Genomic DNA, 19,949 nt, shown 5'->3' with positions numbered 1-19,949 from the left:
AATCAATGGAAACATGTCCCCTGATAGAAAATCTTGAATCAAAGCCCAAAGCGTCTCTGTTTAACAGGCTGCTGGGCGGCGTAGGAAAATTTGCACTCTCAATTATCAAAACTGTTCTGATTATAATAGTGGTTGTAGGTGTTTTCCGTGCATTGTTCGGGCAGGATGGCATGGTGCTTGAGAGGGTTCTTCGCGAGGGCAGTTCCAGCCGCCGGTTTGCCGTGGTAAGGCTCAACGGGATTATAAGCACGCAAACGCTGAATTCTTTTACGCGGCATCTTGAGCGTGCGGTTAATGACCCTTCAATCAAGGGTGTAATTCTTTCTGTTACCAGCCCCGGCGGTACAGTGGCTGCCAGCGACAGGGTCCATCATGAAATAATGCGGTTCAAAAGCCGCACCGGAAAACCCATGGTTGCCTTCATGCAGGGAATAGCCGCCTCGGGCGGTTACTATGCCTCGGTTGCCTGTGATTCTATAATAGCCGAGCCGACAGCCATAACCGGTTCTATCGGGGTTGTAATGCAGTCATTCAATGTCCAAAACCTTTTCAGTGAAAAATTAGGCGTTGAGGCCATTACAATTAAATCAGGAGAAAAAAAGGACTGGCCCAGCATGTTTAACGAGTTCACAGATGAGCAGGCCGCGTATCTCCAGGAAAAACTTGTAGGCCCTGCCTATGACAGGTTTGTAATGCTGGTTAATCAGGGCCGCCCGGGGTTGACTTTAGAGCAGGTTACAAGTCTGGCTGACGGAAGTATATACCACGCAGAAGAAGCTATGGCAGGGGGGCTTATAGACCGGATCGGCTATCTTGACGACGCAATAACACTGCTGGGCGAATTTGCCGGTGTGGCAAACCCCGAAACAGTTGAATATGCGGAGGATTTCGGTTTTGGCGGCTCGCTTATGTCCCAGTTTAAAGGCGTAAGCAGTCTCGGCAGTAAATTGTCGCGAGAAACATTAAATGAGCTTACCAGCCCGCAAATACTTTATCTCTGGACAGGTCAGTAATCGATTCTCCCATCTGCCGCAGCGTTATTCACTGCCGCGGGGTATCTCACGCCGCGGACAGTTCTTCGGAGTCCTTCTCGAATTTTACACTTATTTTTTTGCTCACGCCCTGCTGCTGCATAGTGACTCCAAAGAGTTCATCAGCGATGCTCATGGTTCTTTTGGCGTGGGTTATGATAATAAACTGTGAGAACTCCTCGAATTCTTTAACGATGAGATTGAATCTTTCATTGTTTGCCTCGTCAAGGGCTGCATCTACCTCATCAAGAAAACAGAACGGGCTTGGCTTGATGTTAAATACCGCAAACTGAAGAGCTATTGCGGTCATCGTCTTTTCGCCGCCGCTGAGCAGAGAAATAGTTTTGGCGCCCTTGCCCGGGGGCTGGGCAATTATTTCTATTCCCGCCTCGAGAATGTCAACATCCTCTTCAAGCTGTATGTCGGCCTTTCCGCCGCCGAATAGTTTTCTGAATATACTGCGGAAGTTGTCTCTCACGAGGTTGAAAGTTTCCTGGAATTTCTCCCTGCTTTCCACGTTTATCTTGTCAATTATCTGCTGGAGGTTATTTCTGCTTTTTGTAAGGTCTCCAACCTGTTCGGTGAGAAAATCTTCCCTCTTCTGAAGATCTTCAAGCTCATCAATCGCGTCGAGGTTGACGTTGCCCAGTCTCGAGATTTTTTCTTTAAGCTCTTTAATTTCAGCAGTAACCGCGGCCCAGTCGATTTCCCTGCTCTGGTAATCCTGATATGATTCCAGAAGATTGATTTGCAGTTCTTCACCGGTTCTTGTGATCAGATCTTCGGTCTTTATGCGGAGTTCATTGATGCTCAAATCCAGCTCATGTATCTGCTGGGCCATATCACTGTGAAGCGAGTTACGCTCACGAAGCCTTTCCTGTACCTCTGCCAGCTCAGAATGCATGCCGGCCAGTTTTTCTTTAACAGCCATTGCCGCACTTTGAAGTTTCTCCTTCTCATAATAGAGATCTGTAACAGAAGATTCTGCGTAGAGGATTGACCTGGTGGTTTCATCTACGAGCTCATCATTTCCGCTCATTTCGCGGCGGGTCGATTCGAGACTGTTTTCGCTTCTTCGTATTTGCGACTCGTAGTTTACGGCCTGCTGTTTGAGATTGTCACTTGTAACCGAAGCCTGCGCCAGTTTTACCCTTGCATCAGTGAGCCGGTTGGAAATTTCACTTCTTACCGCTCTCTGTTCCTCCAGCCGCTCGCTTAGTGTGCTGATCTGCTCGTCATTGACATTTTTGGAATTGTCGATCTTTGCCAGTTCCTGTTTTAAAGACTGCTCTTTTTCAAGAGACTCTGATATCTGAGCTGAAATGGATTCGAGCTCTTTCTGCATTGAAGGCAGGTCGGTGTTGAGGTTTGATATGCCGCTGCTTATTACCTCAAGCTGCGTGTTGAGCTCGTTCTTTTCGTTGTTTACTGTAAAGAGCTGATTCTGTATCTCTGACATTTCGGCTGAAATCTGCTCTTTAATATCACTTGAGTTCTCTATGTCTTTGAGGATTTCCGCTATTTTTGCATCGAGTTCGGCTGTCAGCGACTCAATCTCATTTATCCTGCTCTTTCTCGATATAAGGCCGCTTCCGGCTGTGTCCGGTCCCGTAGTCACTGTGCAGCCGTTTATGAGCATCTCCGAATCCATCGTAATAAGATTTATTCCGGAGGGCAGTTCATTGCTGATTTTGCGGGCATTCTCAATACTGTCGGTTATAAAGGTGTTTCCAAGCAGGCACTTAATCAGGCCGGCATATTTCTCCTCTGAAGTTACATGGTCACTCAGCCTTGATACAGCAAGTCCGGAATTGATGACAGCTTCCGCTGTTTCGTCTGGTTTTAAAGAATCAAGACAGATAAACTTGAGACTGTTTTCCATCTCGATAAACTTCTTGCGGTTTTCAAGATAATCGTTAAAAGACTCGACAACCAGGGAGTCTGTCATGCCGCTGAGGACACATTCCACAAGCCGGTCATATCCGGGCTCTGCCTTGATCAGCTCAGCGACTATACCGCATATTTGCGGGTGTTTGCCCTCCGCCTTTTCCGAGAGTATCTCCTGGAGCGAGCTGTTTAGCCCTTCGCTTTCGTTCTCCATTTTTCTAAGAACGGCCAGTTCACTCATGCAGCCGCTCTTTTCTTCACGGAGACGGGCAAGTTTCTCGTTTTTAGAGGCTACGCCGGCATTTATTTCAGATATCTTAGAATTATAGGTCTCAAACTGCTCACGAAGATAAGACTCTTTTCCCTCATTTTCTCCTATAAGTTTTTTGAGTCTCTCTCGGTCCTCTTCCATACTTTTCATCTGTCTGCTTAGATTTTCAATACGCTTGCTCGTGTTTAGTTTCTGAGCGTCAAGATTCTCACGGTATGTTCCAGAGCTGTTTATTTCGTTGGATATCTGGCTTGATCGCCGGACAACTTCAAATGAAGCGTTCTTTGCATCCTCCAACTGGGCCTCCAGCTCCATACATCCTGTTTCCGCCTGGTTAAGCATCTCACTCAATGAGCGGAACATTTGCTGATGTTCATCAAAGGAGCCTTTGTTCTGCTGGATTTTAAATTGTATCGCAGAGTGATTTGCAGAAAGTTTTAAGATTTGCTCTTCAAGCTGACTGATTCGCTGAGAAGCTGTGTTCTTTCTATGTTCGAGCTCTTCTGAACGTTTTCGCAGGTACTCTATTTTTTCGAGGTTCTGCTCAATCCGCCCTGTAATGGCTATGAGCATATTGTCGCTTCTGTTGAGCTCTGTTTCCGTCTGCGATATATCGTTTTTGATATTGGCACTTAGCGCATCATCCCTGCTTATGATCGCTGAGAGCTCATGATATTTGTCATTTACAAGCTGATATTTTTCCTTTGTCTTTTCTGCTTTTCTGAAAAACTTGTCGTATTCTGCGAGGTAGTAACTCATTTTGAGCTCATTAAGCCTGTCACGGTATTCGACATAATTTCTTGCCTTGCCGGCCTGCATTTTCACACTTCTGAGCCGCCGCGACACTTCTTCAACAATGTCGGCGACCCTGAGCAGATTCTGTTCGGTTTTCTCGAGCTTACGGGTTGCTTCAACCTTTTGAGCTTTAAATTTGCTGATGCCGGCCGCTTCTTCGAAAATCAACCGGCGTTCAAGTTTGCTGGCGGTCAGCAGCTGCGATATCTGCCCCTGCTCTATGATTGAATATGCGCTTACGCCGATGCCAGTGTTTAGAAACAGCTCTTTTATGTCTTTCAGCCTGCAAGACTTATCATTGATTAGATAGACGCTGTCCCCATTTTTGTAAATTCTCCTGGAGATTTGCAGGAAACCGTCATTGCCGGCTTTGCTGTCAACGCCGGAAAAAACAATAGAGACCTCAGCCATGCTCGATGGCTTGCGATTTGCGCTGCCGTTAAATATGACATCTGTCATCTGGCTGCTTCGCAGGCTCTTTTTTTTCTGTTCTCCAAGAACCCATTTAACCGCATCCACGACATTGCTTTTGCCGCAGCCGTTGGGGCCTACAATCGCTGTGATGCTTGAGTCGAATTTAAATTCTGTCTTGTCAGCAAAACTTTTGAAACCGTTTAGTATAATTTTTTCAAGTCGCATTGATCTTTATTTCTCTTTTTTATTCTGCAAGCGTTTCTTGTTCCGTTTCCTGCGGCCGATTTTCTGAAGGGATAGACGGCCTCCGGGCGACAGGGCCTATTACCAGCTCTCCTTCAATGATACCCATGTCAAACATCTTTTTAACCAGGCTTGTCATCTGGGAGTAATTAACCTGCAAACCAATCCTGTAAACATCGTCTGCCGGCAGCTTGGAACACAGGCCGATAATTATATCCTCGAGTTTTGCAGAAGTTTTCAGCGGGCCTATAAGATTCGGCTTGCTTGGGTGTTTCCTGCTCAGAGAGACACTGTCGTCCTGGGGCGAGGAATTGATAAAAATCGTGTTGTCGTCCGACCTTACAAAGACATCGCTGCCGGTTCTCACATCACCGAATATGATAACCTCTGGTCTTTGTGAGCGGGAAATATAGACAGCCGGCTTGCCCTTGCTGTAAGCGTTTGAGAGTTTAAACGAGCCGCCGATAGTGGTCATTGATACGTTTATGTCGTTGATTTTTTCAAGTATCCTGAAAGCTGCCATTCTTATCTCAAAATCATCATCATTGAGGAACCGCGGAACGGTTGTCCTGACAAAATCTTTGTCTGCAAGTGCCAAAGCCTCAACAGCTTCAACGCGGTATTTGAATTCAGGATCAGTGGCAAACTTATGAAGCACGTCTATACCTTCATTTCTTTCGAGTGCAAGCAGAAGTCTTGCTGCTCTGAAACGTTTTTCCTGGTTCTCTGAGTCAAGAAAGGGCAGCAGGTATGGTATGGCAGGGCGGCCGACGGCTTCCAATGCTGTTTCGGTGTCGATCGAAACGTCGGGATTGCTGAGATTTGCGGCAAGTGCCTCAAGATAATCGTTTAACGATTCGCGGTTTTCGGGTATGTAAAGCGTTTTTACAAGCGAAGCGAATTTGCCGTACTTGCCCAGGTATCTCTTGGGCATCTTTATTTCGATCACCCCCGGGCCTATGGCGGTAGCAGTGTCCTCATTAAAACGCTCATTTATCCGGTTTCTCAGGATGCTGGCCAGACGGAAGTTTGGCTCGAAAAGCCCCAGTGCTATCTGTGGAAATTCCAACGGAATCCCGCCGCCAATAACAACGCCCTCAAGGAGATTAGGGTCTTCACCGCCGATCATATCTATATAAACCTGGCCGTGCGCCAAAGCTATTGTCCTTGCGCCGCCAATACCAACGCGGCTTCGTTCGTAAAGACTGCATTCAAGGAGTCTGCCGTTTTCAAGCGAGATTGTCTGGGTGCTTGCAAAAGGTTCGACAAAAACATCGAACCTTTGGCCGGGCATGTGTCCCGAGGGCAATACTCCGTAAACCCTTACAACAGAATTGTCTTTATCTTCCAAAAATTCTATCGCTGCACGGCGGTTTCTGTTTTTTAACTTCTGCTGTATGAATTTAAGGACTCTGTCCCTGATTGCCGGCGGGCATTCAGCAGAGCCGCTGCCTTCAAGTCCGACAACGATACCAAAGCCTTCAATTGGTATCTCGCTGCTTACCAGCATTTCAGCGTAGTTGCCGATGGTGTCGTTGAGCGAAACTTCAAGATTCATGTCCTGCTGATTTCGCTTTTGGGTTTTCCCGTTTTGACAACCACAGAGCAGGCTTAGTATAAGTGCCGGTAAGACAAGGATATATATATGTTTTAATTTACGCATAATTGTCCTCGTTAATATATAAGTTATTATTGGTTAAATGATATAAAAGACTTGTTTAAAAGTCAAGTGAATAACAATATGTATAGAATATTTGTGTATTAAAACACAATATATTGTGGTTTAGCAAGTTACAGCTTTAATGTTGATCGAAATCTTCCTGCGCGGCGATGTAAACACCCGTGTCAGAGCTTGAGAATGTAACGATAAATACTTGTTTTACAGTAGTTTGTGATTTTATAAAATTTGTGATTTCTTCTAACGCAATTTTAGATGCCTTTTGAATGGGGAATCCGTAAGCTCCGGTGCTTATTGAAGGAAAAGATATGTTTTCTATGTTGTATTTCTCGGCAAGCCGCAGGCAGTTCTGGTAGCATTGTGCCAGAAGCCTGCACTCGTCCCGTTCGCCTCCACGCCAAACCGGTCCAGCGGTCTGGATGATGTATTTTGCCGGCAGACGGTAACCTTTGGTTATTCTTGCCTCTCCGGTAGGGCAGCCTCCAATTCCGCGGCATTCTTCAAGAAGCTCCGGGCCTGCTGCTCTGTGTATTGCGCCGTCAACCCCGCCGCCGCCCAGAAGAGAGCAGTTGGCGGCATTTACTATTGCCTCGGTGTTCTGCAGAGTTATATCTGCCTGTAATATCTTGATTAACGGATCACTCATGCGGCTCTCGCAGGTGTTTTTGCAGTTTTTCCCGCACAGATTCAGGAATCGGCATTGACCTCTGTGTCTTAAAGTCATAATGAACGCCGACAGCAAGCCCGTGGGCACAGCGATGTCCGTCTTGCCAGGCTTCCTGCTCGACAGTAAAGGATGAATTGCCGATTTTATTGACCCACGTTTTGACCTCTACGTCTTTGCCAAAGTATATTTGAGAGAGGAAGTCGTATTCCGATCTGGCAAGGATGATGTTCCATGATTCAAAATCGTCTATCGCACCTGGTACAAAGAACTTAAATATTGGCACCCTGCAGTGTTCGAACCAGATTGAAAGCGATGTATTGTTAATATGTTTCAAACCGTCCGTCTCGCTTAAACGGGGCACAATAGTTTCTTTAAACATTTCCTCTTCTCCTTGAGATTCAGTTTCAGGTTTATATTTTTATGTACGATTTCATAGATAATATCGGTTATATGCTGAGCATTGGTTCAGCGTTACTCGAATTGTATATCACATATGTTGAATTGCAAGTTAGAATTCCCGTTGAAGCTGTTAAGCTCGGCGGTAAAAGCAACGTTGAAATAATCAGCTTCTATGAGTTTTTTTTCCAGGTTACCCATACCGAAAGCAATGCACCGTACAAATCCGCTGCGGTCACGTATGCTCAGCTGAAGATGCGTGCCTTTTTCTCCGACAATCCGCGGCGTATTATACAGACGCACACCCATCGCCGCGAAAACAGGCACCGGATTGCCCTGGCCAAACGGGCTGAGCTGTTGTATCTGCTGTATGGTACGTTCGTTGAAATCACCTATCTCAAAGGTGCCCTCAATATCGATCATTGAAACCGCCTCATCTTCGAGTATGTTCTCGCGGGCGTGTTGTTCAAAGGCCTCGATGAAGTCAGGCAGTTTTTTTGATTCAACCCTAAGTCCGGCAGCCCCGGCATGTCCGCCAAAGCTGATAAGATGTTTGGCGCAGCTGCTTATACCCTGGTAAATATCGAAGTTTCTTACCGAGCGGGCAGAACCGACACATGTCTGGCCGTCATTATTAAAGACTATAGCCGGACGAAAATATGTTTCGGCCACGCGGCTTGCAACGATACCGACTACTCCCTGGTGCCAGTTTTCGCCGGCAACTACGATTGTTTTACGGTCCGGGTGGTCGTATCCGCCGGTGGTTATCAGCTGAGATGCCTGTTTAAAAATCTCGCGTTCAATTTTACGGCGTTCGTTATTTTGCTGTTTGAGATATTGGGCAATTTTTAAGGAATTAAGTTCGCTGCTGCTTGTCAGAAGTTCAACCGCAAGGCGGGCGTGGCCCAGTCTGCCCGAGGCATTGAGCATGGGTGCAATCTGAAATGCGATGTCTCTGCTGCTTAGGAGTTTACCGTCAAGTCGGGCAGTATTTATAAGAGCTTTTACTCCCGGCATATCTGATGAGCTCATCGCTTTTAGCCCAAAATGGGCAAGTGAGCGGTTTTCTCCGACGAGATCCATGACATCTGCAATTGTTCCGACAGCTGCGAATTTTGTCGCGTTTATCAGAAAGGATTTAAGTTTTGGATATAAATCATTGTTATCTTTATACTCGTTGCATACAGCCCAGGCCAGTTTGAAAGCAACCATAGCGCCGGCTGAGGCCGGTGAAGGGTAATTCATGTCAAGCTGGGGGTGCACAATCGCCGAAGCCTGCGGAATTTCATTTTCGATCTTATGGTGGTCTGTTACGATGACGTCCATCCCGAGCTCTGAAGCCCTGCTGATCTCCCCGCAGGCTGTTATTCCGCAGTCAACGGTTATAATAAGGTTAGTGCCCTGTTCAGCGAGTTTTTCGATAGAAGCCGTATTCAGGCCGTATCCCTCTTCAATACGGTGGGGAATATAAAAATTGACCTTAGTGTTGAGCATGGTCAAAAGGCGCCACAGTATAGCGGTCGAGGTTATCCCGTCCGCGTCATAATCGCCGTATATGGTGATTTTCTCGCCGGCCTTTATTGCTCGCTGAATTCTTTCAACCGCCTCAGAAATTCCCGGCAGCAGGTTAGGCTCCAGCAAATCTGTCAGCTTAGGGTTCATAAACTTTTTGGCTTCTTCGCTGGTGGTTATGTTGCGGTTGAGCAGAACCTGTGCGACAATTCGGCTTATGCCGGTTTCTCTGGAAAGCTGTTTCGCCTGTTCAGTTCTGACAGGGTGAATTTTCCAGATTTTTGAGAGCTGTTTTTTTATTTGTTTTTTGTGAGTGGGCAATTATAAGTTTTCGTGTCAAAAAGTTAATATCGTTCTATTCGCTATAAACAGCTTCGAGCAAATCGTTTAAATCAGTCGGGATTTGAGCTTCCCAGGATTTCTTTATTATTCCGTCCTCGATTACAATAAGCACCGGACTTGCGGCGTACCACTTTTTCGATTCATCCAATATTCCCAGGAGGCACTTTGTGTCTAATGGAATTGGAGTCTCGGTTCCGTCTCCGTATGGGGGCATTTCGATGAATGCTATTTTGATTTCCTGCTCATCTGCTCCAAGCATTTCGTAAATTTCGCTGTAAACGGGTGCAGTCTGGCGGCATGTAGGGCAGTCATGGTGATAAAGAAACAGAATAGAAACTCCCTGCTCTAACTGCGGAGCTATATCTATCTGACCAAGCATGGGCAGTCTCTCTCCCACCCAGCCGTCGTGGTCTATAACAGCGTAATCCTGTGTCTCTTTTGGCGGCACAATCATGACCGCAGACACTGCCATCGAGCCGAGAACCAGAAAAGTCAAAACACATATACTGATAAAGTATGCCGGCTTTGGCCACGGCGGGCCTAAAAATTTGCCGCTTTTAGGGCGAAATATCAGTAATCCCGCCAAAATCGGCACATCAATCAGAAAAAGCGAAATTCGCGGATCAACCGTTGCGACACCGAAACATCCGCAGGTGTCTGAGCCTGATATCCATTGGTTTATTGTGTATCCGCAAAAGATCAAGAACGTAATAACAGCAGCAAGCCAGCCTGCTTTTTCAAAGAGCCCGCTTAAAAGCCATATTGCCAGACCTGTAATAAGTATCGCCTGCACAGCGGTAAATTCCCGCATCTGGTAGAGTGAATCTCCAAGCGAGGGTCTCGTCAGCACCTGATGCATTTTAAATCCGGCAGCCGTAAGAAGAACCGCACTTGTTATCCACAGCGTTAATTTCGATGCGAATTTGCCGCTGTTCACTATCTCGACTCCTGGGCGTCTTTGATGATCTTATATTCAAAGCTGTCTTTGAGGGCTTTCCAGCTGGCATCAATTATGTTTTCGGACACACCGACTGTGCCCCATATGTCATTTTTGTCTCGGGATTCAATAGTAACTCGTACTTTCGCGGCAGTAGCAGCTTTTGCATTTACAACACGTACTTTGTAATCAACAAGGCGCATATCCGCCAGCGATGGGTAAAAACGCTCAAGAGATTTACGCATTGCCTCGTCGAGTGCGTTTACCGGGCCGTCGCCTTCACTTACTACATGTTCGGTCTCGCCGTCAACAGTCAGTTTTATAGTGGCTTCGGTTGTCTTCTCGCCTGAGCCGCTCCTTTCAACGTTGACATGGTATTTTACAAGGTGGAATGTTTCCTTGTACGTTCCCAGAGTTTTCTTTATCAAAAGGTCAAAACTCGCTTCGGCAGCTTCGAACTGATAGCCGTTGCTCTCCATCTCCTGTACCTTGTCAAGCATCTTGCGTGCCAGGTCGCGGTCATTGGAGAGGTTGTATTTTTCAAGTTTTGCCAGAATATTCGACATGCCGCTCAGCTCGGAGATGAGCAGCTTTCTCGCATTGCCGACCATTTCAGGGCTTATGTGCTCATAGGTTGCCTTGTTTTTCATCAGGGCGTTTACATGCAGTCCGGCTTTGTGCGCAAATGCGCTGTCCCCAACGTAAGGCATATTCGCGACCGGCTGCATATTTGCGATTTCCTGAACATACCTGGAAACCTCAGTCAGTTTTTGCAGGGCGCCTTCTTTCAGAACTTCATAACCCATTTTATACTTCAAGTTTGGAATTATTGAGCAGAGATTGGCGTTTCCGGTACGTTCTCCCATGCCATTGATGGTTCCCTGGACGTGACGGGCTCCGGCTTCTATCGCCGCGAGGCTGTTTGCCACTGCACAGTCAGTGTCATTGTGGCAATGGATTCCTATTATGGGCCCTGATATGGCATCTGCAACCGTCTTTGTGATTTCATAAACATCCCTGGGAAGGCAGCCGCCGTTAGTTTCGCAAAGACAGATAACATCTGCGCCTGCCGCGGCGGCAGCTTCAAGTACCTTTAAGCTGTATTGCGGGTTGTGTTTATAGCCGTCAAAAAAATGTTCCGCGTCGAAGACAACTCTCAGCCCCTTGCTCTTTAAATACGCTGTAGAATCAGAACATAGAGCAAGATTGTCCTCAAGAGAGCAGCGAAGGACTTCTGTGACATGCATATCCCATGATTTGCCGACAATTGTGGCAACTGGTGCTTTGCTGTTGAGTATGGCCTTGAGCGAAAGGTCTTCTTCGAGGGACGCTGAAGCCCGGCGGGTATTGCCGAAACCTGCAATCAATGAGTTTTTCAGCCCAAGGTTGGCCGCCTCGTGAAAGAATGCCATTTCTTTCTCGTTGCTCGCGGCATAACCGCCTTCAATATAATCTACACCAAAATCATCTAAACATTTGGCTATAAGCAATTTGTCCTGCAGCGAGAAGCTTATGCCTTCTGCCTGCATACCGTCTCGAAGAGTCGTATCGTATATCTCAATTCTATTCATTATTAAACCTGTGTTAAATTTATTTTAAAAAGCGATTATAATTCATATATATAGTTAGTAAAGAGTGTATGTTCCGGAAAAAATCAGTTTTCGCATTCAATTTGTTATTTGGCAGGGGGTTATCTTAACAATTATAATACGGGGGAAAATTTGCTTTCTTCTTATTTTTTTACCGCCGTTCACTAACTATTTTCTGCAAGATTTCTAACCACTCACTGTATGCCCGCCTGCAGGGGGCAATAATCTTCTTATCCGGTTCTACGGTTTGCCTTGCGGCCAGGCCGGTGAAAGCAGTTTCAAACGTATAAATTCCTGCCCCTATTCCGGCTCCGCGGCAGGCGCCCTGTGCGCCGTCAGTCTCATAGAGCTCGACTGTCGAATCATTAACCGCGGCAAAAGTCTGGGTAAAAACATCGCTCATAAACATATTGGCGTAACCGGCACGGACAGTATTAACTTTCAGGCCGGTTTCCTGCATAATCTTAATCCCGTATGTCATTGCGAAAACGATTCCCTCCTGCGAGGCTCTCAGTATATGGCCGAGCGAATGACGGTTTAAGTCTATATTTGCGAACATAGCGCCCGGACTGACGTTTTTGAGGGTTCTTTCTGCCCCGTTGCCGTAAGGCAGGGCAATAAGTCCGCCGCTTCCGGTCGGTATCCGGCGGGCGGCTTTGTTCATTTCATGGTAATCCATGCCCGGGCAAAGATTGTTCCTTATCCAGCTGTTGAGTATCCCTGTGCCGCTAACGCAGAGAAGAACTCCATAACGCGGGCATTTCTTTGTATAATTAACGTGAGCAAATGTATTTACACGTGATTTTAAATCACATTCAGGTTCGCTGCCTACTCCATATACAACTCCTGATGTTCCGGCAGTAGCCGCGATTTCACCAGGGTTGAGGACGTTGAGCGACAATGCGTTGTTGGGCTGGTCTCCGGCTCTGTAAGTTACCGGAATTCCTTCGCTTAACTCCAATTCGCCGGCTGCCTGCGATGTTAGTTCTCCTTGAAGCGAGAAGGTCTCTACGGCTTCACAGAAAATCTCGGGGCTAAACCCGAAATGCTCCATAACAAAATCTGCCGGCCGCTTTTGAGAGAAATCCCATAAAATTCCTTCAGAAAGTCCCGAGATAGTTGTCAGCGGCCTGCCGGTCATTTTTGCTGCTATAAAATCCCCCGGAAGCATTACTTTGTGGATTTTACTATAGATATCCGGTTCATTATCTTTGACCCATTTCAATTTTGATGCTGTAAAATTGCCCGGAGAATTTAAAAGCCTTTTTAAACATTTTTCGCTTCCTATGTTTTCAAAAGCTGTGTTGCCGATTTGGACAGCACGGCTGTCACACCATATTATGGAGTTGCGCAGTGGGTTCAGGTCTTTATCTACACAGACCAGGCCGTGCATCTGATAGGTTATTCCGATTGCCTTAATATCTTTTTTGTCAACGCAAGCCTGATATAAAACCTTTTGGCAAACGGTTTTAACGTTTTTCCACCATTCGAGAGGATCCTGTTCCGCCCAGCCGTTTTTTTCTGATTTAATTGGCATCTCTTTTGTCGGCCATGTCGCGGCGGCTGCCGGTTTGCCGTCGGCGGCATGAAGTAATACGGCTTTTACGGAAGAAGTTCCAAGGTCAAAACCAAGAATATACATGTTATTTTTCTCTCTGGATAACTAATAGATTTTATAAAACATAAAAAATTTCTTTACAAAGGTTTATGTCTTATTATAGTTAAGCTCAATGCAATACAATATATTAAATCGATTTTAAAAATTCAATGAAAAAGATAAAATATTCATGAATTTAACTTGATGTATCAAAGTCTTTGTAGTATAGTGATTTGCGAAACATAGAAGTTAGTAAATGCCGCAGGTGGTATATTGCCGGTGGGTAATGTGCCGTTTGACGGATTTTGAGTAATAATTAGCTGTTCTTAGAGGTGAAAATGGCTACAGTAACAAAAAAAGAGCTGATCGACAGAATTGCGGATTTAACAAATGAGAAAAGGGTAGTTGTAAAAAAGGTTGTCCAGTCGTTTTTGGACGAGATGATCGACGAGCTTGCCAAGGGTAACCGTATGGAGTTCCGTGACTTTGGTGTATTTGAGAGCCGTGTGCGTGCAGCCCGTGTAGCTCAGAATCCAAAGACTATGGACCGTGTAGATGTTCCAGAAAAACGTACCATCAAGTTCAAAATGGGCCGTTTGATGAAAGTTAAACTTCAGGAAGCAGATAAATCCTGAACTGACTGAGAGAATGATCATCTGAATCATTGGTACTGAAAGGTGTCAGTGAGTTAATATGGAAACTGGCAAAATATCGTGGTATGACCAACGTAAAGGTTATGGATTCATAAACCTTTGCGATGGTTCACAGGTTTTTATCCATCGCTCAAACCTCAAAGGCAATTTCAGTAAGGAATTGGTTCCGGGCAGAGAAGTAACCTTCAAGCTGGTCAATGGCGAAAGAGGGCCCAAGGCGGAACAGGTTTCTCTGGATTAACGGTATAAATCTATAAGCAGTGCCTGAACAGGTTATAATCGGTTCAAGGCACTGTTTTTGAAGATAAAATGAAAAATAAGAAGGAAAAGCAGCAGGGGCCGTCCAAATCTTTTATGACTTCAGGTCCGACCCTGCATTACAGCCATTCCAACGTTCTGGCAAGTTTCTGGTTTTCATTTATAGTCTATGCGGCTTTATGCTCATTCTGGGCTAAAATAAATTATGGACAGGTTGGCATACCTGATCTGAACACTCTCTTTGAGCCTGACAGGTGGTATTTAAGTACTTTCCTTTCTACACCTTTGAGCATCTTTGAGTATCGATATCAGGGGTTGGTAATAGGCGGTTTGGTTGGGCTGCTTTCGATTGTTCCCTTGAGCGTTTCGCTGCTGCTTAGTTTTCCCCACAGTATTTTATTTATACTCGCCGCTGCTTTGATAGCCCAGCTTCCCGGCCTTGCTGTTGTTCTTCTTGTAAGCTGTGTGGCAATATCGTGCCGTCCATTGCGGTTTCGGTCTCGGTTTATCTCTATAGTTCTCTGTATTGTTCCGTCTATGCTGTTCTGGTTTCTTACAGGCGGACTGCATACAGTTGAGCCGTTGAGATGGGCTTATTCTTATTTCCCGTGGATGTTTGCGTGGATAGTGGCGCTTGCGTATGCGGGTTTCGCTCTGGCAGTGGGGCATTATACCAGGTACCGCCCAGGTACAATCGGCTCGCTTTCATTGTTGTTTCTGTTGGGGAACATATTTTTATTCACGTATAAAGTGGGTTTCTCAGAGGCCGATTACCAGATTTATGTGGAAGTCCACAACGAGCAGCAGTCAACAGTATTTGCAAAAAAAAGCATAACCCCGATACTTGACGAGGCAGTGCAGGATCCGGTACTGAAAAGTTATCTCACCGCTTCATTCTATTCTCAGGATCCAATAATGCTCAGGTCGGAACTCAAACGTGAGATTGTGGATATGCTTAGATGGGATCACTGGCCGCAATGGTTTTCCGAGATTATGCCGCCGGAGTTTAATTACCAGGCAGCACGTGACAGGATGGATTCAGACCTGGATTTCTTTATCAATAAACATAAAAAAAGCTGGCGAATTCCGCAGGTGTTGTATCATAAGGCGATGCTTGCAGAGATGGAACCTTCGCTGAAAATTCTTGAGATGCATGAAATTTTAGAGTTTGATTCAAGCCACGCCAACACTGAGGTTATTCCCATCTGGGGCAGGCTTTACAGGGATTTTCCCGAATCTCCAGAGTCGATCGAGGCTCGCTGCCGTATTGCTTATAATCTCGCTGCTCACAAGAGTTTAGATTCTGCCTGCGAACTTGCTCAAAAGGCATTGGAGATGATAAAAGAACACATTAAGAATTTAAAAGATAAACCTGCCGAATTGTCAGGGGAGATATTCCTGCCGATAAAGAAAACGGCGATCACAGACCTCAAGGCAAATGATTTGCAGTTTCGGCTTGAATATCTTTTAAATCTTATTTCATCTAACCGCAGTGATGACCCTGCCGAAAATGCCACGATAAGCGAGTTTATCTCGCTTAACCCCAATGATATAATGTATGAGAAAAAACTTAAATCCATTCTGGCCGGGCTCGCAGAGAAGAATCCCTTGCGGGATAATGTGGAGCTGGCGATCATACTTGAAATCCAGGACCCTTATGCCCAACAGGAAGAGCTGGAAAAGTTTATATCAGAAAACAGCGGCGCCGATTCTTTTATAAAGGCTCGTTACAAACTCGCAAGGCTGAAACTTGACATCTCCCGCAGCATCGAAGACGACGAGGAGCGTGCCACTCAGCTAAGGCGTCAGGCTTTGGATGTATTCAAAGATATCCAGAAACAATCCCCTGACAATATCTACAATGAAAGCATCGAACGCATTCTGACCGCAATAAAGGATTAGGTTACTTTTATCTATCTCTAAGTTACATCTCTGCATTCCAAGCGTATCGTTTTTTTGTAAACTGATACAAAAATCAGAGATGTTTTTATAGTAATCAGAGGTATTTAAATGAATAAATTTTTTGAAATAACCGAGATTGACCAATATGACGAGCCCAGAACAGGTGGTTTGAAAGAATGTCTGGACAACTGGAAATCTCAAGAGAGGTTCCTGTTTGTGAGTCCGCATGATGATGATGCCGTCCTTGGCGGTGGGTTGATGATGCAGGCTGCTCTTGATGCCGGAGCCGAGGTTAATCTGCTTATTGTAACCGACGGAAGCATGGGGTATTGCAGTCTTGAAGAAAAAGATACTATTGCCCGGATAAGAAAAGCTGAATCATTCGAGAGTTATAAAAAAATTGGTCTGCCGGCTGAAAATATAGCCTGGATGGGCATTCCGGACTGCCGCGTAAATCTTTATCGGGGCAAGATACCCGCCGATGAGAGTGAACCCGGTTTTATGTCAGGTTTTACCGGCCTTCAGAACGCTTTTACGTATTACTTGAGAAAGATTAGGCCGACTCGGATTTTTGTGCCGACATCAGCGGATCTTCATCCCGACCATAAATTTGTTCATGAAGAGCTGCTTATTAGCATATTTCATGCCTCAGAATCAATCTGGCCGGAACTGGGCAGTCCGTATCCGGCAGTGGACAAGGTGTATGAGATGGGCGTTTATTGTGATTTTCCTGAAATGCCGGATATCCAGCTCAAAGCCGATGAATCGTCTTTGAAAACGAAAATGGCTGCAATACGGGAGTTTAAATCACAAAAACAGATTTCATCTCTGATAGAAATCGTTGAGAAAAATGGTCCGTTCGAATTCTTCCGCCGTGTAGAATACGAACTTTATCAGCCGATAAAATACGTTAATTTTTTTGAAAACTTAAATAACGAGGTAAACTATGAATAAGTCAGATAAATACAGAAATTATGCACTTGTAAACGAAATGCTCGAGACGTCGGGTATAATCAGAGACTTCCGTGTTTCAGGCATGGAGAAGCCGGTCGAACAGGCAAAAAAACTGAAGAAGGTTTTATTTACCGGTGAAGGTTCAAGCAGGATATTCCCTTCTAAAAATGCCATGGCCCTGGCACTCAGACGCGGCGGCAGCATTCATATGGTTACTGAAGGCTCTTATCAGGCAAAAGAGTACAAACTGGACGATTTTGTGGTGTTTGCTTCTTCGAACAGCGGGCAAACCAAAGAGACGATCTCTCTGATTGATCAGCTTGCAAATGCGGGGCATCAAAATCTTTATGCTGTAACCGCAAACTATGAGACACCATTAGAGAAGTTGTCCAATATGAGTTTTGTTCTGAACTGCGGCAAAGAAGATGCTGTGGCAGCTACCAAAAGTGTAGTTGAGCAGGCTCTTGTCTATGTTAAATTCGTATCAGAATGTGCGGACAGAAAAATAGATGATGAACTTAGCCCGCTTGCTGACGCGGTTGCCCAGGCACTCGAGACCGATGTTCCAAAAGAGATGGTCGATGCCATGATATCCGCTCCGACGGTTTACTTTGCGGGCAGAAATGACGGCGTAGCAGAAGAGCTGACTCTAAAAACAAATGAAATTGTCCGCAAGAAAAGCGATTTTCTCGAAGGTACTTACCTTCTTCACGGTATAGAAGAGGTAATGCACAAAGACGATGTGATCATACTGATAGACCCATTCAAACAGGAGCTCGAACAGATAAGAAAGACACTGGGCGAAGGTGTCGGGGTGAAGATTTTTGCTATCAGCTCGCAAAAGACAATTTTCGACGGAATTCAGATTCCATATACCGGCCCCTTGGCTTCTTTTGTACATCTGTGTGCGGGCTGGAATCTGCTTGTAGAAGCTGGCTTGAGCCTTGGAATTGATCTTGACCACCCAGTCAGGGCAAGGAAAGTGGGCAATGAATACAAGAGCGAATAATTTGCCTGCCCGGGAAAATAAAATATACACAATAAAAAGATCAGACTCGCCTGTTGTTCCCGGCCAAGGCTGGAACAGCACGCAGTGGCAGGCCGCGGACACGGGCAGTCTTGATTTTTATATGGGCGGCAAACCGGCGTTTATGCCTGCTGTTAATTTTCGCCTTCTTTATGATGAGAGCAACATTTATGTTATCTTCAAAGTCAAAGACAGGTTTATAAAAGCCTGCCGGCGGGACTACCACAGCGATGTTTGTAAGGACAGCTGCGTTGAATTTTTCTTTACACCCGGCGCGGATACCTCTCAGGGCTATTTTAACCTTGAAATGAACTGTATTGGAACCTTGCTGTTCTATCACCAGAAGCGGCGGGACACAGATAATGTGGAAGTTGACGTCAAAGACTGCAGAAAAATCAAGCCGGTTTCGAGTTTATCGGCTCCCATTGAGGATGAAATCCGCAGAGATCTGACATGGTTTGTGGAATACAGCCTGCCGCTCTCAATACTGCCGGCATATGCACCTTTTGAGAAACCCGGCAAAGGTGTAGAATGGCGGGCCAATTTCTACAAATGCGGCGATGAGACATCAAACCCGCATTACCTTACATGGTCAAAGGTTGATTTACCCGGGCCGGATTTTCATCAGCCGGATTTTTTCGGAAAAATTATTTTTGATTAGAGTTATCAACAATTTTGAGACGTTGTATGCAATTAGAACAGATAGTTAAGCAGTTCCAGATTTATGGTGATTTTGTTGAGGGCCATCCTTATGGAAGCGGCCATATCAATGATACCTATAAAGTTAGCGTAAATCTCTCCGGTACAAAGGTTAATTATCTTTTACAGAGAATAAATAACGCGATTTTCCCAAACGTTGAAAAACTTATGGAAAACATTACCCGTGTTACAGAGCACTGCGCAGAGAAGTTCTGCCAGATGGGCTATAGTGACATCAGCAGACGCTGTCTGACCGTGGTTAAAACTCATTCGGGCGGCAGTTTTTATTTTGACCACGAGGGCGGGTACTGGCGTGTTTATCTGTTTGTTGAAGATGCCACTGGTTTTGATGTTCCTGAAACAAATGAACAGATATACCAGGCGGGTGCGGCTTTTGCCCGTTTTCAGTCCATGTTGGTAGATATTCCAGGGGAGCCGCTTTATGAGATTATCCCGGGGTTCCATGACGGCAAAAAACGTCTCGCCGCGTTTGAAAACGCTTTGGAGGCAGACCGCTTTAACAGAGCCGCAAATGCTTCAGCAGAAATAAAATACCAGCTTGATAATGCCTGGATGTTTGATGTTCTGCCCGATTTGGTCAAAAAGGGGGCTGTCCCGATACGGGTAACCCACAATGATACTAAAATCAATAATGTTCTGATTGATGATAAGACGGCCGAGGGAGTCTGTGTAATTGACCTTGACACCGTTATGCCGGGGTTGTCGCTGTATGATTTTGGCGATCTTGTGCGAACATCAACAAGTCCAACACAAGAGGATGAGAAAAATATTGATATTGTCGGGCTGCGTTTAGATAGATTCGAATCACTTTTAAACGGATTCATGAGCGTGGGCCGGGATTATCTGAATAAAACCGAGATTGAGTACCTTGTATTCGCCGGCAAACTGATTACAATGACAATCGGTATGCGTTTTCTGACTGACTATCTATCTGGAGACACATACTTTAAGGTACACCGTGAAGGCCATAACCTTGACAGATGCCGCACACAGTATAAACTGGTGCAGTCGATAACAGATCAGCAGGACGAGCTGGAATCGCTTGTCGCAGATACCGTCAGATAATAAGGAAAGCA

At 45.5% G+C, this 19,949-nt stretch carries 16 protein-coding genes; 8 read left to right on the top strand and 8 right to left on the bottom strand.

What is annotated here, in order from left to right; translation table 11 throughout:
- Positions 1 to 5: 5 nt before the first annotated feature.
- Positions 6 to 1,013 (top strand): signal peptide peptidase SppA, encoded by a 1,008-nt coding sequence (gene sppA / locus SMSP2_RS05940; protein ID WP_146683076.1) that lies wholly within the window; start codon positions 6 to 8, stop codon positions 1,011 to 1,013.
- A gap of 46 nt (positions 1,014 to 1,059) precedes the next feature.
- Here the strand turns inward: sppA and smc are convergent, their stop codons facing one another.
- The 8 genes from smc to SMSP2_RS05900 form a co-directional block, all read right to left on the bottom strand.
- Positions 1,060 to 4,623, bottom strand: a complete 3,564-nt coding sequence (smc, locus tag SMSP2_RS05935; RefSeq protein WP_146683075.1) for a chromosome segregation protein SMC — start codon at positions 4,621 to 4,623, stop codon at positions 1,060 to 1,062.
- A 19-nt stretch (positions 4,624 to 4,642) separates the two neighbouring features.
- Entirely contained in the window at positions 4,643 to 6,304 is a 1,662-nt protein-coding gene (locus SMSP2_RS05930; RefSeq protein WP_146683074.1) for a flagellar basal body P-ring protein FlgI, read from the bottom strand.
- Between the two features lie 136 nt (positions 6,305 to 6,440).
- On the bottom strand, positions 6,441 to 6,965 hold the full coding sequence (locus tag SMSP2_RS05925; RefSeq protein ID WP_146683073.1) for an O-acetyl-ADP-ribose deacetylase: 525 nt from the start codon (positions 6,963 to 6,965) through the stop codon (positions 6,441 to 6,443).
- Complete coding sequence (locus SMSP2_RS05920; protein WP_146683072.1) at positions 6,958 to 7,365, bottom strand: acyl-CoA thioesterase; 408 nt, start codon at positions 7,363 to 7,365, stop codon at positions 6,958 to 6,960. Before SMSP2_RS05920 ends, SMSP2_RS05925 begins: the two co-directional genes overlap by 8 nt.
- Before the next feature lie 92 nt (positions 7,366 to 7,457).
- On the bottom strand, positions 7,458 to 9,215 hold the full coding sequence (recJ, locus tag SMSP2_RS05915) for a single-stranded-DNA-specific exonuclease RecJ (protein WP_146683071.1): 1,758 nt from the start codon (positions 9,213 to 9,215) through the stop codon (positions 7,458 to 7,460).
- Positions 9,216 to 9,249: 34 nt separating this feature from the next.
- The gene (locus SMSP2_RS05910) at positions 9,250 to 10,173 is read right to left on the bottom strand and encodes a MauE/DoxX family redox-associated membrane protein (protein WP_146683070.1); all 924 of its coding nucleotides are present in this window, start codon (positions 10,171 to 10,173) and stop codon (positions 9,250 to 9,252) included.
- Complete coding sequence (gene cimA / locus SMSP2_RS05905) at positions 10,173 to 11,744, bottom strand: citramalate synthase (protein ID WP_146683069.1); 1,572 nt, start codon at positions 11,742 to 11,744, stop codon at positions 10,173 to 10,175. Before cimA ends, SMSP2_RS05910 begins: the two co-directional genes overlap by 1 nt.
- A gap of 169 nt (positions 11,745 to 11,913) precedes the next feature.
- Positions 11,914 to 13,404: a xylulokinase gene (locus SMSP2_RS05900; protein ID WP_146683068.1), complete on the bottom strand. Its 1,491-nt coding sequence runs from the start codon at positions 13,402 to 13,404 to the stop codon at positions 11,914 to 11,916.
- A 293-nt stretch (positions 13,405 to 13,697) separates the two neighbouring features.
- Between SMSP2_RS05900 and SMSP2_RS05895 the strand changes: the two genes are divergently transcribed.
- The 7 genes from SMSP2_RS05895 (at position 13,698) to SMSP2_RS05865 (ending at position 19,938) form a co-directional block, all read left to right on the top strand.
- Positions 13,698 to 13,994: an HU family DNA-binding protein gene (locus tag SMSP2_RS05895; RefSeq protein WP_146683067.1), complete on the top strand. Its 297-nt coding sequence runs from the start codon at positions 13,698 to 13,700 to the stop codon at positions 13,992 to 13,994.
- 58 nt (positions 13,995 to 14,052) lie between these two features.
- On the top strand, positions 14,053 to 14,253 hold the full coding sequence (locus SMSP2_RS05890; protein WP_146683066.1) for a cold-shock protein: 201 nt from the start codon (positions 14,053 to 14,055) through the stop codon (positions 14,251 to 14,253).
- 68 nt (positions 14,254 to 14,321) lie between these two features.
- Positions 14,322 to 16,172, top strand: a complete 1,851-nt coding sequence (locus tag SMSP2_RS05885; protein WP_146683065.1) for an LptF/LptG permease family protein — start codon at positions 14,322 to 14,324, stop codon at positions 16,170 to 16,172.
- A gap of 108 nt (positions 16,173 to 16,280) precedes the next feature.
- Entirely contained in the window at positions 16,281 to 17,126 is an 846-nt protein-coding gene (locus SMSP2_RS05880; protein WP_146683064.1) for a PIG-L deacetylase family protein, read from the top strand.
- On the top strand, positions 17,119 to 18,135 hold the full coding sequence (locus tag SMSP2_RS05875; RefSeq protein ID WP_146683063.1) for an SIS domain-containing protein: 1,017 nt from the start codon (positions 17,119 to 17,121) through the stop codon (positions 18,133 to 18,135). Before SMSP2_RS05880 ends, SMSP2_RS05875 begins: the two co-directional genes overlap by 8 nt.
- A complete protein-coding gene (locus SMSP2_RS05870; protein ID WP_146683062.1) occupies positions 18,116 to 18,814 on the top strand; it encodes a carbohydrate-binding family 9-like protein in 699 nt (232 codons plus the stop codon). The genes SMSP2_RS05875 and SMSP2_RS05870 overlap by 20 nt, the downstream gene beginning before the upstream one ends.
- 26 nt (positions 18,815 to 18,840) lie before the next feature.
- The gene (locus SMSP2_RS05865; RefSeq protein ID WP_146683061.1) at positions 18,841 to 19,938 is read left to right on the top strand and encodes a phosphotransferase enzyme family protein; all 1,098 of its coding nucleotides are present in this window, start codon (positions 18,841 to 18,843) and stop codon (positions 19,936 to 19,938) included.
- The last annotated feature ends 11 nt before the right edge of the window (positions 19,939 to 19,949 follow it).

The organism is Limihaloglobus sulfuriphilus, assembly GCF_001999965.1.
Classification (GTDB): domain Bacteria; phylum Planctomycetota; class Phycisphaerae; order Sedimentisphaerales; family Sedimentisphaeraceae; genus Limihaloglobus; species Limihaloglobus sulfuriphilus.
This window is presented reverse-complemented; position numbering and strand designations above follow the sequence as displayed.